The sequence below is a fragment of the Mycobacterium europaeum genome, assembly GCF_034555895.2.
Taxonomy (GTDB): Bacteria; Actinomycetota; Actinomycetes; order Mycobacteriales; family Mycobacteriaceae; genus Mycobacterium; species Mycobacterium europaeum.
Map to the genome: position 1 here is coordinate 3,421,943 of NZ_CP157315.1, position 13,375 is coordinate 3,435,317.

Below are 13,375 nucleotides of genomic sequence, written 5' to 3' on the forward strand. Positions count from 1 at the left end.
CGGTTTCTTAAGAACCACCCTGGGGTCCTTAAGAATTCTCAACGTTGCCGTCAGGAATTGATGATTCGCTTAGTGAACGCATACGTTCACTGGCCGCATTGATGGATTTCCGCTCCCCCGCCCGGCGCGAGCGAACTCGACCCATTTCGACTTCCGCTACTTTGGTTTTCGAGGATCGGGAGCCTCTGTCGAGAATCGATTGCAATTTCTGTAAGGACACACTGAACCATGAAAATCAGCAGTATTGTCGCGCGCCGGCGACTGGCCGGCATCAGTGCCGGTTGCTTGCTCGGGGGAATCACCATGGGCGTCGTCGCGCCCTCCGCGGCCGCCGCGCCCGACTGCAGCCCGGGCGGGGTGCACGCCACCGTCTCGTCCGTGCAGGGCTCGGCCGAGCAGTACCTGTCGGCACACCCGGGCGCCAACCAGGTGGTCACGGCCGCCTACGGCCAGCCGCGCCCGGAGGCCGCGGCCAACCTGCGGAGCTACTTCACGGCGCATCCGCAGGAGTACTACGACCTGCGCGGCATCCTGGCGCCGATCGGCGACACCGAACGGCAGTGCAACGTCCAGGCCCTGCCGCCGACCCTGGAGTCGGCCTACCAGGAGTTCATGGCCGGCTGATAGCGCGCGATAGGCCGAACGACCCGCCACGACGCTGTGGCGGGTCGTTTCCTTGCAACGTGTGAACGGCCATCGCGACGGGTAATTGTCCGGTCAGCGAACGTCACTGGAGGGAAATGATGCGGCTGCGTCGCAGCGTTCTCAGCAAGCCGGGCATCACGCGCAAGCGTCGCGGGAAAGGCTTCGCGTATTACGGGCCCGGCGGCGACCTGCTGTCCGACCCGCAAACCCTGCAGCGCATCAAGGATCTGGTGATTCCGCCGGCCTGGAAAAAGGTGTGGATCTCACCGCATCCCAACGGCCACATCCAGGCCGTCGGCGTGGATGCCGCCGGCCGCCGCCAGTACCTCTACCACACCGCGTGGCAACAGGAACGCGCCGAGGAGAAGTTCGACCGCGTCCTGGAGCTGTCCACCCGGTTGCCCCAGTGGCGCGCCGCCATCGCGAAAGACCTGGCGCGCAACGGGTTAACCCGCAAGCGGGTGTTGGCGCTGGCCCTGCGCCTGCTGGACCGCGGCTACTTCCGCGCCGGCGGGGAGCAGTACGCCGAGGAGCACGAGTCGTACGGCCTCGCGACCCTGCTGTGCGAGCACGTGGTGGTCCGGCGCGGCGCGGTCGAGTTCGACTTCCCCGCCAAGAGCGGCGTGCGCCGCACCGTGGAGATCGAGGACCCCGAAGTGGTCCGCGCGGTGCGCGCGCTGACGCGCCGGCCCGAGCGCAGCGAACGACTGCTGGTGTGCCGCACCGCGTCCGGCTGGGTCGAGGTGCGGTCCGACGACCTCAACGCCCGATTCAAGGAGCTCGTCGGCGACGAGTACACGGTCAAGGACCTGCGGACCTGGCACGGCACGGTGTTGGCGGCCACCGCTTTCGCCGACGCCGACCCGGCCGTTTCCCGGCGGGTGGCCAAACGCGTGGAATCCGCCGTCATGAAGGAGGTCGCCGAGGAGCTGGGCAACACCCCGGCGGTGGCCCGCGGCTCCTACGTCGACCCGCGCGTCGTGACCGGCTACGAGCAGGGGCTGACCGTCGCCGCGGCCACGCGGCGCGCCGAACGCGCCCGTGACCCCGACGCGGCCCAGGAGATCCTGGACAAGGCCACCCGCATGCTGATCCGGCGGGTGGCCAAGGGCCACAGCGCGTCCGGGTCATCCGAGCTGGCCAGGACCGCGTGACCCAAGCCGGGTAGGTCCCGGCGAAACCGCTCCGGCAAACCGCCTCTCACCCCTGCCTCCTCGCGTCCGCAGCCCGCACCCTCGACCGGCACCCGAAGCGCCGTTGGCTTGGATGTAAAACCGACGAATAACGGCGGCGATCCGGGGTATGCCCCGACGTGTGGGATGCGCGCTAGCCGCCCATTCGCGCCAGACTGCGGTCGAAACAGACGGCCGCGGGCCCTCGCAGCAAACCACGCGCGTCGCCGTGGCTCCCGCGTCGGCCGGCGTACGCAGCGACATCATCGAACCGTCTGTCGAGGAGGGACATCAATGGCCAAGCAAGAGGTCTCCGACTATCTGCTGGATCGATTGCGGGCGTGGGGCGTCGAGCACGTGTTCGGCTACCCCGGCGACGGCATCAACGGGCTACTCGCCGCGTGGGGCCGCGCGGACAACAAGCCGAAATTCATCCAGTCGCGCCATGAGGAGATGAGCGCATTCGAGGCGGTCGGCTACGCGAAGTTCACCGGCCGGGTCGGGGTCTGCGCGGCCACGTCGGGGCCCGGGGCCGTCCACCTGCTCAACGGACTCTACGACGCCAAACTCGACCACGTCCCGGTGGTCGCCATCGTCGGGCAGACCAACCGCACCGCGATGGGCGGCAACTACCAGCAGGAGATCGACCTGCTGGCCCTGTTCAAGGACGTCGCCAGCGACTACGTCCAGATGGTCACCGTCCCCGAACAACTGCCCAACGTGCTCGACCGCGCGATCCGGATCGCGATGACCCAGCGGGCACCGACGGCCCTGATCATCCCCAGCGACGTGCAGGAGTTGCCGTACTCGCCGCCCGAGCACGCGTTCAAGATGGTGCCCTCCAGCCTGGGCATCGAGTACCCGGAGATCTCCCCCGACGACGCGGCCATCGCGCGCGCGGCCGAGGTGCTCAACGCAGGTAAGAAGGTCGCCATGCTGGTGGGCACGGGCGCCCGCGGGGCGCACGAGGAGCTGAGCCAGGTGGCCGACCTGTTGGGCGCCGGCTCGGCCAAGGCGCTGCTGGGCAAGGACGTGCTCTCCGACGAATTGCCCTGGGTCACCGGCTCTATCGGCCTGTTGGGGACGCGGCCGAGCTACGAGCTGATGCGGGACTGCGACACGCTGCTCACGGTCGGGTCCAGCTTCCCCTACACGCAGTTCCTGCCCGATTTCGGGCAGGCCCGCGCGGTGCAGATCGATGTCGACGGCCGACTCATCGGGATGCGCTACCCCTACGAGGTCAACCTGGTGGCCGACGCGAAAACCGCGCTGCGGGCGCTGATTCCGCACCTGCGCCGCAAGGAGGACCGGTCGTGGCGGGAGACCATCGAGAAGAACGTGGCGCGCTGGTGGGAGACGATGGACAAGGAAGCGAACGTCAGCACCGACCCGATCAACCCGATGCGGCTGTACTCCGAGCTGTCCCCGATGCTGCCCGACGACGCCATCGTGACGGCCGACTCCGGGTCGGCGGCCAACTGGTATGCCCGCAACCTGCGTTTCCGCGGCAACATGCGGGGCTCGCTGTCTGGCACGCTGGCCACGATGGGACCCGGTGTGCCGTACGCGATCGGCGCCAAGTTCGGCCAGCCGCGCCGGCCCGTCATCGCGTTCGTCGGCGACGGCGCGATGCAGATGAACGGCATGGCCGAGCTCATCACGATCAAGCGCTACTGGCAGGAGTGGGAGGACCCCCGGCTGATCGTCGCGATCCTGCACAACAACGACCTCAACCAGGTCACGTGGGAGATGCGGGCCATGGCGGGCGCACCGAAATTCCATGAGTCCCAAGCACTTCCCGACGTCGACTTCGCCGCGTTCGCCGCGAGCCTGGGCCTGAACGCGATGGCCATCAAGGACCCGAATGAACTCGGGGGCGCGTGGCGCCGCGCCTTGTCGGCCGACCGCCCCACCGTGCTCGACGTGTTCACCGATCCCGACATGCCGCCGATCCCGCCGCACGCCACCTGGGAACAGTTCAAGTCGTCGGCCACCGCGGTGCTCTCCGGCGACGAGGACCGGGTGGGCTTCATCAAGGTCGGCCTCAAGACCAAGGCGCAGGAGTTCATGCCGCACAAGAAGGGATGAGTGTCAGCGGCCGGCCACGACTCCTGAACGCGCGCTGCGCAAATCGTCGACGAAGAGCCGGTAGGACTCGTTGCGCCGCTCGCTGCGATCGCGCAACACGGCCGACGGATGCACCGTCGCCACCACGACCGGCTCGGGCTCCAGGTCGACGACGGATGGAGGCAGCCGCACTTCTTGACCCCGCTGGGTGGATACCCGAAAGGCCGCTCCCAGAAGGGATTGCGCGGCCGTCGCGCCGAGGCACACGATGACCTGCGGCCGCACCGCCTCGATCTCGGCGATGAGCCAGGGCCGGCAGGCGACCACCTCGGTGCGGCCCGGCTTCTGGTGGATCCGTCGCTTGCCGCTCTTGCGGCTGAACTTGAAGTGCTTGACCGCGTTGGTCTCATACGTCGACGCCGGATCGACGCCGGCGTCTTCGAGGGCCCGGGCAAGCAGCCGCCCCGCGGGCCCCACGAACGGCTCGCCCGCGCGATCCTCCTGGTCGCCCGGCTGCTCGCCCACCAGCATGATCGGCGCGCCGGGACGTCCGCGGCCGAACACCGTTTGGGTGGCATCGGCGAAAAGCGGGCAGCCGCGGCAACATTGCGCCGCCGCCCGCAGCGCGTCCAGCCCGTGTTCGGCGGGCAGATACCGGGCGGCGCCGGGCGCCTCAGCGGCGGTCATGGCGTTTCCCCTCAGCGCGGGCCGGGGTGTCCCCACTCCCCCTCGAGTGGGGACACCCCGTAAGTGTGGTGCTAGCCCTTGCCGACGATGGCGTCGCGGGCGCGGTCCAGCATCGCCGCGAACGGTCCCGCGGCGAGGTTGGCCGCCTGCGACTCCACACCGGCGTGCGGCCGGGTCGGCGCGATCGCCTCGGCGAGCTTGGCCGCGCGGCCCATCCGTTCGAGCTCGTCGTCGCTCAGTTCCTGGCCGAGCTTGGAGAACTCGTCGTGCTCCTCGTGCTCGGCGTGCTCGACGACCGCGTCACGCAGCTGCGTCAGCATGCTGGTGAACTCCGCGCTGTCGACGTCGAGCTTCTCCAGCTTCTGCAAGACGGTCTTGGCCTCGTGCTCTTCGTGGAGCCGCTCGTCGACCACCGCGGCGCCGCCGGACAGCTTCCGCTTGGCGCGCGGGTGCACGATCTCCTCTTCGGCCGTCTCGTGGACGGCCAGCAATCGGCGGAGTTCGACGAACGCCTTCTCACGTTCTTTCCCCGAAGCCGCCAGCGTCGTGGCGAACAACGTCTTGATCTGCTGGTGTTGACTGACGAGAAAGTCGACCACATCGGTGGGCGACTTGATGGCACTCTGAGCCATGGTGTCCTTCCCAACTCTGATTCGGCGCGCGGGCTGTTGCGCGCTCCCTTTCGGCTACCCGACGAAATCCGGCACCAAACGGGTACGGGCGCCCACCAGTGGGTAGTTCCTCACCAAGTCGCGAGAGGGAGGTCGCTCATGGCCGGCCGTGTCCGCACCCGGGCGGCGATGCTGGGCGCGCTCGTCGTCACGGCGGGCTGTGCCGCGCCCGGCGCGTCGTTGGAAAGCGCCCCCGACGTCGTGCTGTGGTCGGTCGCGACGCCCCTGCGCGCGCCGGTGTGGTCGTATCACGCGCACGCCCTCGTCGGGCTCACCGACGATAGCCGGGTTGCCGAGGTGACCGCCGGTGACCGCCCGGGCGACGCGCACACCCGGTTCTCGGCGCCGATGGCGGCCGGACGCAATCTCCAGATCAGCCAGAAGAACGATCGTGTCGTGTTCGTGCCGCAGCCCGAGCGGGGCCGGGTGGCCGAGGTCGACCTCGAAAGCCTGCGCCAGGTCGGCGATTTCGATGCCGGACCCGCCCCGGCTTACCTGTCCGAGGACGCCGGATTGCGGACGCTGCTGGCGCTGTCGTCGGACGGGACGTCGGTGACGCCGGTGGACCAGTACGGCTTGCGGAAGCTGCCCACCGCCCGAATCACCGGTGATCCCGCGGACAGCATCGACGGCGCAAACCGCGGCCGCGAGATCGAGTACCACGCCTACGCGCCGTCGGGAATCCGCCATTACCAAGGGCCGTCGTCGCCCGCCGCGGAGCGCGGGTCGCTGCGCATGAACGTGGCCGTCTCGGCGGGCGACGGCGCGGCCGTGACGCGCAGCTACGTGGCCGGGCGTGACGACGCCACGCTGTACGCCGTGGACGCGCGCCGGGGCGGTGAGGGCCTGACGGTGCTCGCGAGCACCCGGCTGCCGTCCCCGATCCGCGAACTGGGCACCGACGACACCCGGATCTACGCCGCCACCGACCACGAGGTGGTGGTGCTCGAGACGGCCAGTTTCACCGCCTTCCCGACCCGGACGATCCCCGTCATCCGCGTCATCGGCTACCGGGCGGGGCTGCCACCGACGGCGCAGTCGGCGGCGCTGTCCGGCATGGCGATCGGGCCGCACCGGGTGTACCTGACGTTGGCCGGCCGGCCCTACGTGGTCAGCGTGGCCAAACCGCGCCTGTGACGCTCGGTCGCTTCGTCGGCTACATTGCGGGCAGGTTTGGCCGGTAAGGAGGCGCTGGCGTGACCGACCCGCAGGACCGGTATTGGCAGAACCCGTACACCTACGACCCGCTGGGCCGGGTGCCTCCGGCCCCGCCCCCGCTGGAGCCGCCGCCCCTGACGCCCCCGCCCGCGCCGCCGTACCGACCGCCGGTCAACGTGCTGGCGACGCTGTCGCTGGTGTTCGCGTTCGTGTTCGCGCCGGTCGGGGCCATCCTGGGACATGCAGGGCTGGCGCAGATCCGCCGCACCGGCGAGCTCGGCCGGGACCGCGCCCGGGCGGGGCTGGCGCTGTCGTATGCGTTCATCGCCGTCGGTGTCGTCGCCCTGGTCGCGTGGGCCACCCTGGGCGGCGCGCCGCCGCCGCAGACCGCCGCGCCGGCCACCACCTCCGCGGGCCCGGCGACCCCGGCGGGCCCGGGCCCGGTCGCGCCGGACGCGCTGGCCGCGCTGCTGCCCGGCGCCGACGCCCTGAAGAACATCACGGCCGACCAGAACCTCGAGGCCGGCCAGACGTGGGACAACCCGGGCCGCCCGGGCGCGGCGGGAGCCATCGACCGGCCGGAATGCTGGGGCAGCGTCGCCCCCGGCACTCCGGACGCCTACACCGGCGACGTGGCCGGATACCACGCGGCGGAGTACCGCGACACACACAGCTTCCTCAAGTCGACGCAGGTCATCCAGGCGGTCGTGGCCTTCCGCGACCCGGCGGCGGCCCAGTCAGAGTTGGCGGCGCTGCTGTCGGGATGGCGTCGATGCGGTGGGCTGACCGTGACGCTGACACCACCGCGCGGGGAAGCGCTGCCCTTCGAGGTGGGCGCGCCGGCCGATGCCGGCAACGGCATCACCACGCTGGATTTGACGCCCCGGGGTCTGCAGATCCGGTCGGCCCGGGCGATCGCGGCCAAGGCCAACGTCATCGTCGACCTGGAGGTCTCCTGCAGCGGCACCACCGACCCCGGCCAGCCGCGGCTGGCCGCGGTGGGCATCGCCGGCTACGTGCTGGGCAAGATCCCTGGCTAGGGTGGGCGCATGAAGTATCTCGACGTCGAGGGAGTGGGACGGGTCAGCCGGATCGGCCTGGGCACCTGGCAGTTCGGGTCCCGGGAATGGGGCTACGGCGAGGGCTACGCCTCGGGCGCCGCGCGTGACATCGTGCGCCGCGCCCTGGCGCTGGGGGTGACGCTGTTCGACACCGCCGAGGTGTACGGGCTGGGCAAGAGCGAGCGGATCCTCGGTGCGGCGCTGGGCGACCAGCGCGCCGACGTCGCGGTGGCCAGCAAGATCATGCCGGTCGCGCCGTTCCCCGCGGTGGTCAAGCAGCGCGAGGGCGCCAGCGCGCGGCGGCTGGGCCTGGACCGCATCCCGCTCTACCAGATTCACCAGTCCAATCCGCTGGTGCCCGACACGGTGATCATGCCGGGCATGCGCGATCTGCTCGACAGCGGCAAGATCGGCGCGGTCGGCGTCTCCAACTACTCCCTGCAGCGCTGGCGCAAGGCCGACGCGGCGCTCGGCCGGCCGGTCGTCAGCAATCAGGTCCACTTCTCCCTGGCCCACGCCGGGCCGCTGGAAGACCTGGTGCCCTTCGCCGAGCGGGAGAACCGCATCGTGATCGCCTACAGCCCGCTCGAGCAGGGGCTGCTGGGCGGCAAGTACGGCCTGGACAACCGCCCCGGTGGGGTCCGGGCGCTGAACTCGTTGTTCGGCACGGAGAACCTGCGCCGCGTCGAGCCGCTGCTGCAGACGCTGCGCGACGTGGCGACCACCGTCGGCGCCAAACCGGCCCAGGTGGCGCTGGCATGGCTGATCAGTTATCCGGGGGTGGTCGCCATCCCCGGCGCGTCCAGCGTCGAGCAGCTCGAATTCAACGTCGCCGCCGCCGACATCGAACTGCCGCCGGACGCCCGCGAGGCGCTCACCGGCGCGGCCCGCGCCTTCCGCCCGGTGTCGGCCGGGCGGTTCCTGACCGACCTGGTCCGCGAGAAGCTGGGGCGCTAGGCCCTACGGCGGCGACCCGCAGCATTCCTCAGGACTGCGCGGAATCCGCGAACGCCGCGGGGCTGGCGGGCGCGCCCCTGGCCACCACCACCGGCATCGACGTCGCGGCGTTGGTCCGCAGGATGGTGTGCACCACGTCGATGAGGTCCTCGACCGGCATCAGCTTGCCGGGCATGCAGCCACGGGAGGCCCACAGCGGCACGGCCTTCATCGCGAGGTCCATGTCCCAGCCGATGTTCATTCCCGTCGCCGCGTCCCCCTCGCCGCCCGGGCATTCGCCGACGATGAGGGTGGTGAAGCCGATGTCGGGGTGTTCGGCGCGCCAGGCGTCGACCATCCGCTCGAGGGCCGCCTTGCTGACGCCGTACGCGCCCAGGCCCGGCCACGGCGGCCCGAACGTGCCGGCGTCGGAGGACAGGTAGACCGCCTTGCCCGCGGAGACCGTCAGGTGCGGCACCGCGGCGGCGGTCACCAGCGCCGCGCCGACGACGTTGGTGTCGAAGATGCGCCGCCAGGTGGCGGCGTCGGTGTCGACCATGCGAACCAGTGGCCCGACGGCGGGGGTGTAGACGATGTTGTCGATACCGCCCAGGGCGTCGGCGGCGGCGACGATCGCCGCCCGGCACGACGCCTCGTCGGTGACGTCGCATTCGATGGCGATCGCGCCCGGGCCGGCGTCCTTGGCCGCCGCCTCGATGCGTTCGCGGCGCCTTGCCAACAGGGCGACCTGGTCGCCGCGCTGGGCGAGACCGACGCCGATGCAGCGACCGAGTCCACTCGAGGCGCCCACCACCACTGTCCTTGACATATTTGCCCTCTCTTGTAACGAGCTGCCGTCGGCAAGAACCTACCGGATATCGCCCGTCAGGTGGTGAGGGTTGGGCTGCTCAACTCGCGACGACGGTGTTGCGCTCCCCGAACTTGGCCTGGTACATGGCCGCATCCGCCCGGGCCGTGACCGTGTCGACGGAGTCACCCGGAAGGGCGAGGGTGGCGCCGATGCTCAGCGTCGCGGAGAACGTCCTGCCCGTGACGTGGATGGGTTCGGCGGCGCGGCAGCGAATCTTCTCGGCGATCTGGGTGAGCTCGTCGATGCTGCGAACGCCGGGCAACAGGACGAGCATTTCGTCGCCCCCGGTCCGGCCGACGGTGTCCCCCCGGCGCACGCTGCCCCGGACCCGTGCGGCCAGCGTTGCGAGCACGAAGTCGCCGATGCCGTGTCCCCACGTGTCGTTGATTTCCTTGAAACGGTCGACGTCGCAGAACAAGACCCCGACATACGTTCCCACCGGCTGCGGCTCCTCGAGCGCGGAGGCGAGCCGGTCGATCGCCTCGGCCCGGTTCACCAGGCCGGTCAGCGTGTCGAACCGGGCCAACCGTTCGAGTCGCTGCTCGGCCTCGACCTGATCGTCGACGATGCGCAGCGCCGCGATCAGTCCGTCGGTCCTGCCGTCGGCGTCGACGTACGGTTTTCCGTGGCCCTCGAACCAGTGGTAATCGCCGCCGGCGGAGCGGATCCGGAACCGTTGCAGGACCGATTCGCCGGCGGCGACCTTACCCAGCGCGGCGATGACCGTGTCGAGGTCGTGCGGGTGGATGTGGCGATACAGGTCCGAGCGGGTCCAGTCCTGGGGTGGCCGGCCCAACACGGCCTGCACGGACGGCGAGACCCACGCGACCTCGCCGTCGCGCAGGTGCACGACGATGTCGACCGCGTTGTCCGCGAGGATGCGATAGCGCATCTCGGCGTCGGCGCGTTCGTTGCTGACCAGCTCCTTCTCGATCAACAATTTCTGCTCGCGCTGGATGAAGTAGAAGGTGATCGCCCCGACGACGGCGGTGCCCAGCAGTATCGAAAAGGTCCAGTCCGCGTGCTCGCCCAGACGAAGCCGCAAGAAGAAGGGCCGCGACAGCGCGACGACGACCGGAAGGGCGGCGAGCAGGACCGCCAACCGCAGCAGCGACTTCTTGTCGGGCCGGGCGAGCAGCCAGGCGACCGGCGACCGATCGGGGCGTGCCAGCGTCGTCGCGGCGGCCAGCAGCAACAGAGCGACGGCCGTCATGAGCGCCTGGCCGGTCGTGGGCGAGAAGCCCACCAGCGCCAAAGCGCCGAACAGGTAGGCCCCGACCGTGACGAACGGGATGGCCCCGCCGGCCAGCATGCATGCGGGCCAGACCACGCGGGTGCCCCGATCCACGCGGATCAGCGCCGCGGCCACCGCCAGGGGCAGGACCGACGACGTCGTCTGTGCGCTGGGACGCCCCGGCCACGTCTGTTGCGACGTGCGCACCGCGTCGGAGAACCAGACCAGGTCCAGGGCGGTCGACGACCCGCCGGCCACGTACTCCACGGTGGTGATGGCCGCGAGGGCGGCTACCGTCAGGGCCAAGCCCCGCCCGGCCCACACCCGCCCACGCGAGGGGTGACCCGACTGGAGCAGGATCGCCGCAGCCAGCCCCAGCAGCCACAACGCCGTCCACGGCATCATCTGCGGCCAGGTTGGATCGATGCGGGTCAGCCAGTCGATACCGGCCGCCCAGCCCACCCATGTGGTGGCGGCGAGGGCGAACACCACCAGCAAGGCGATCCGCCTGCACCAGGCCACGTCGTTCAGGCACGAGTCGGGGCTCGTACTTCCCATCGGCTGCCCCTTTTCTCCCCTGTGGCGGCGCAACCGACAGTGTGCGCGAACGGGCGACCGATGGCCGAGGGCACAAGGTAACCAATCCGTGGGCGAAAGTCACCGACGGCGCTCGATCGCCGCGCCGCGACGCGGGTGAGGGTCAGCCCCCGTCGGGGGCCTGCAACACCACGGCGGTGTGCGCGTCCACGGTGAGCGTGCCTCCCCCGGGCACCTCCTCCGCGGGCGTCTCCTCGTCGGGACCGGTGAACACCACGAGCTGCCATGCGGCGCCGAATTCCTTTGCCGGCAAAGTGAATTCAATCGGCTCGTAGTGAGCGTTGAAGCACAGCAGGAAGGAGTCGTCGAGCACCCGCTGGCCCCGCGCGTCGCGGTCGGGGATGCCGTGCCCGTTGAGGAATACCGCGACGGACTTCGCGAACCCCGCGCCCCAGTCCTCCTCGGTCATCTCGGTGCCCTCGGGGGTGAACCAGGCGATGTCGGGCAGCCCGTCCTGGCCGCGGCGGCCCAGCGGCTTGCCGGAAAAGAAGCGGCGCCTGCGGAAGACCGGATGGCCGGCGCGCAGCGCCGACACCACCCGGGTGAACTCCAGCAGACCGTTGTCGGCGTTCGCCCAGTCGATCCAGGTGAGCTCGTTGTCCTGGCAGTAGCCGTTGTTGTTGCCGTGCTGCGTGCGGCCCAGCTCGTCGCCGTGGCAGATCATCGGCACACCCTGCGACAGCAGCAGCGTGGTCAGGAAGTTGCGCTGCTGGCGGGCGCGCAGCGCGTTGACGTCCGGGTCGTCCGTCGGCCCCTCGGCGCCGCAGTTCCACGACCGGTTGTGGCTCTCGCCGTCGTTGTTGTCCTCGCCGTTGGCCTCGTTGTGTTTCTCGTTGTAGGACACCAGGTCGCGAAGCGTGAAGCCGTCGTGGGCGATGACGAAGTTGATCGAGGCCACCGGCCGGCGCGCGGTGTGTTCGTAGAGGTCGGCGGAACCGGACAGCCGGTAGGCGAACTCGTCGAGCGTGGACGGCTCGCCGCGCCAGAAGTCGCGGACGGCATCGCGGTACTTGCCGTTCCATTCGGTCCATTGCGGCGGGAAATTGCCGACCTGGTAGCCGCCCGGCCCGACGTCCCACGGTTCGGCGATGAGCTTGACCTGGCTGATCGTCGGATCCTGTTGCACCAGCTCGAAGAACGTCGCCAGGCGGTCCACGTCGTAGAATTCGCGGGCCAGCGTTGCGGCCAGGTCGAACCGGAAGCCGTCGACGTGCATCTCGAGAACCCAGTAGCGCAGCGAGTCCATGATCAGCTGCAGCGCGTGCGGGTGCCCGACGTTCAGGCTGTTGCCGGTGCCGGTGTAGTCCATGTAGTAGCGCTTGTCGTCGTCGACCAGCCGGTAATAGGCAGCGTTGTCGATGCCCCGCATCGACAGCGTCGGACCCATGTGGTTGCCCTCGGCCGTGTGGTTGTAGACGACGTCCAGGATGACCTCGATGCCGGCCTCGTGCAGCGCGCGCACCATCGCCTTGAACTCCTGCACCTGCCCACCCGCGGACGTGGCGCTGGAGTACTTGAAGTCGGGAGCGAAGAACCCGATCGTGTTGTAGCCCCAGTAATTCGAGAGGCCCTTGTCCACCAGGGTGGAGTCGTTGGCGAAGTGGTGCACCGGCATCAGCTCGATGGCGGTGACGCCGAGGTTCTTGAGGTGGTCGATGATCACCGGGTGCGCCACGGCCGAATAGGTGCCGCGCAGCTGCTCGGGGATGTCCGGGTGGGTCTGCGTCAGGCCCTTGACATGTGCCTCGTAGATGACCGTGTCGGCGTACTGGTGGTCCGGCGGCCGATCGTTGCCCCAGTCGAAGTAGGGGTTGATCACCACCGATTTGGGCATGAAGGCGGCCGAGTCGTCGTCGTTGCGGCTGTCCGGGTCGCCGAAGTTGTAGCTGAACAGGGCCTGGTTCCACTCGAAGCTGCCGTCGATGGCCTTCGAGTACGGGTCCACCAGCAGCTTGTTCGGGTTGCACCGCAAACCGTTCTGCGGGTCGTACGGGCCGTGGACGCGGTAGCCGTAGCGCTGGCCGGGCTCGATGTTGGGAATGTAGGCGTGCCAGACGAATCCGTCGACCTCGGGCAGCGTGACCCGGCTCTCGGTGCCGTCGGCGTCGAACAGGCACAACTCCACGCGTTCGGCCACCTCGCTGAACACGGCGAAATTTGTGCCCGCGCCGTCGTAGGTCGCGCCCAGCGGGTAGGCCCGGCCCGGCCACACCTCTCCGGTGGGCGTGGGGGCGGGTGTTTCTGCGGAGGTCATGGCGCATCAATACCCTACCGGC

Annotated in this window: 11 protein-coding genes; 6 read left to right on the forward strand and 5 right to left on the reverse strand. The window is 69.7% G+C overall.

The window, feature by feature from the left end; translation table 11 throughout:
- Positions 1 to 228 precede the first annotated feature (228 nt).
- From U8D42_RS15585 to U8D42_RS15595, 3 genes are all read left to right on the forward strand, one after another.
- Complete coding sequence (locus tag U8D42_RS15585) at positions 229 to 624, forward strand: heme-binding protein (protein WP_085243415.1); 396 nt, start codon at positions 229 to 231, stop codon at positions 622 to 624.
- A gap of 119 nt (positions 625 to 743) precedes the next feature.
- On the forward strand, positions 744 to 1,799 hold the full coding sequence (locus tag U8D42_RS15590) for a DNA topoisomerase IB (RefSeq protein WP_169716555.1): 1,056 nt from the start codon (positions 744 to 746) through the stop codon (positions 1,797 to 1,799).
- A gap of 312 nt (positions 1,800 to 2,111) precedes the next feature.
- On the forward strand, positions 2,112 to 3,905 hold the full coding sequence (locus U8D42_RS15595; protein ID WP_322859760.1) for a thiamine pyrophosphate-requiring protein: 1,794 nt from the start codon (positions 2,112 to 2,114) through the stop codon (positions 3,903 to 3,905).
- A 3-nt stretch (positions 3,906 to 3,908) separates the two neighbouring features.
- On the opposite strand, the gene U8D42_RS15600 is transcribed toward U8D42_RS15595, so the two are convergent.
- Positions 3,909 to 4,571, reverse strand: a complete 663-nt coding sequence (locus U8D42_RS15600; protein WP_322859759.1) for a UdgX family uracil-DNA binding protein — start codon at positions 4,569 to 4,571, stop codon at positions 3,909 to 3,911.
- A gap of 71 nt (positions 4,572 to 4,642) precedes the next feature.
- The gene (locus U8D42_RS15605) at positions 4,643 to 5,203 is read right to left on the reverse strand and encodes a hemerythrin domain-containing protein (protein WP_322859758.1); all 561 of its coding nucleotides are present in this window, start codon (positions 5,201 to 5,203) and stop codon (positions 4,643 to 4,645) included.
- A gap of 138 nt (positions 5,204 to 5,341) precedes the next feature.
- Between U8D42_RS15605 and U8D42_RS15610 the strand changes: the two genes are divergently transcribed.
- The 3 genes from U8D42_RS15610 to U8D42_RS15620 are packed head-to-tail and all read left to right on the forward strand — an operon-like array spanning position 5,342 to position 8,418.
- Positions 5,342 to 6,379, forward strand: a complete 1,038-nt coding sequence (locus U8D42_RS15610; protein ID WP_322859757.1) for a hypothetical protein — start codon at positions 5,342 to 5,344, stop codon at positions 6,377 to 6,379.
- Between the two features lie 59 nt (positions 6,380 to 6,438).
- Positions 6,439 to 7,440, forward strand: coding sequence for a sensor domain-containing protein (locus U8D42_RS15615; protein WP_322859756.1), 1,002 nt, complete (start codon positions 6,439 to 6,441; stop codon positions 7,438 to 7,440).
- 9 nt (positions 7,441 to 7,449) lie between these two features.
- Positions 7,450 to 8,418: an aldo/keto reductase gene (locus U8D42_RS15620; protein ID WP_085243408.1), complete on the forward strand. Its 969-nt coding sequence runs from the start codon at positions 7,450 to 7,452 to the stop codon at positions 8,416 to 8,418.
- 28 nt (positions 8,419 to 8,446) lie between these two features.
- On the opposite strand, the gene U8D42_RS15625 is transcribed toward U8D42_RS15620, so the two are convergent.
- The 3 genes from U8D42_RS15625 to glgX form a co-directional block, all read right to left on the reverse strand.
- Positions 8,447 to 9,214, reverse strand: coding sequence for an SDR family oxidoreductase (locus tag U8D42_RS15625; RefSeq protein ID WP_322860151.1), 768 nt, complete (start codon positions 9,212 to 9,214; stop codon positions 8,447 to 8,449).
- 91 nt (positions 9,215 to 9,305) lie between these two features.
- Complete coding sequence (locus tag U8D42_RS15630; RefSeq protein ID WP_322859755.1) at positions 9,306 to 11,060, reverse strand: sensor domain-containing diguanylate cyclase; 1,755 nt, start codon at positions 11,058 to 11,060, stop codon at positions 9,306 to 9,308.
- 142 nt (positions 11,061 to 11,202) lie between these two features.
- Positions 11,203 to 13,353 carry a glycogen debranching protein GlgX gene (gene glgX / locus U8D42_RS15635; protein ID WP_322859754.1) on the reverse strand — a complete coding sequence of 717 codons (2,151 nt, stop codon included), beginning with the start codon at positions 13,351 to 13,353 and terminating at the stop codon, positions 11,203 to 11,205.
- Positions 13,354 to 13,375: the final 22 nt, after the last annotated feature.

Coding starts and splice junctions, on each gene's coding strand:
- U8D42_RS15585 (WP_085243415.1), top strand. CDS start 229: ATGAAAATCAGCAGTATTGTCGCGCGCCGGCGACTGGCCGGCATCAGT.
- U8D42_RS15590 (WP_169716555.1), top strand. CDS start 744: ATGCGGCTGCGTCGCAGCGTTCTCAGCAAGCCGGGCATCACGCGCAAG.
- U8D42_RS15595 (WP_322859760.1), top strand. CDS start 2,112: ATGGCCAAGCAAGAGGTCTCCGACTATCTGCTGGATCGATTGCGGGCG.
- U8D42_RS15600 (WP_322859759.1), bottom strand. CDS start 4,571: ATGACCGCCGCTGAGGCGCCCGGCGCCGCCCGGTATCTGCCCGCCGAA.
- U8D42_RS15605 (WP_322859758.1), bottom strand. CDS start 5,203: ATGGCTCAGAGTGCCATCAAGTCGCCCACCGATGTGGTCGACTTTCTC.
- U8D42_RS15610 (WP_322859757.1), top strand. CDS start 5,342: ATGGCCGGCCGTGTCCGCACCCGGGCGGCGATGCTGGGCGCGCTCGTC.
- U8D42_RS15620 (WP_085243408.1), top strand. CDS start 7,450: ATGAAGTATCTCGACGTCGAGGGAGTGGGACGGGTCAGCCGGATCGGC.
- U8D42_RS15630 (WP_322859755.1), bottom strand. CDS start 11,060: ATGGGAAGTACGAGCCCCGACTCGTGCCTGAACGACGTGGCCTGGTGC.
- glgX (WP_322859754.1), bottom strand. CDS start 13,353: ATGACCTCCGCAGAAACACCCGCCCCCACGCCCACCGGAGAGGTGTGG.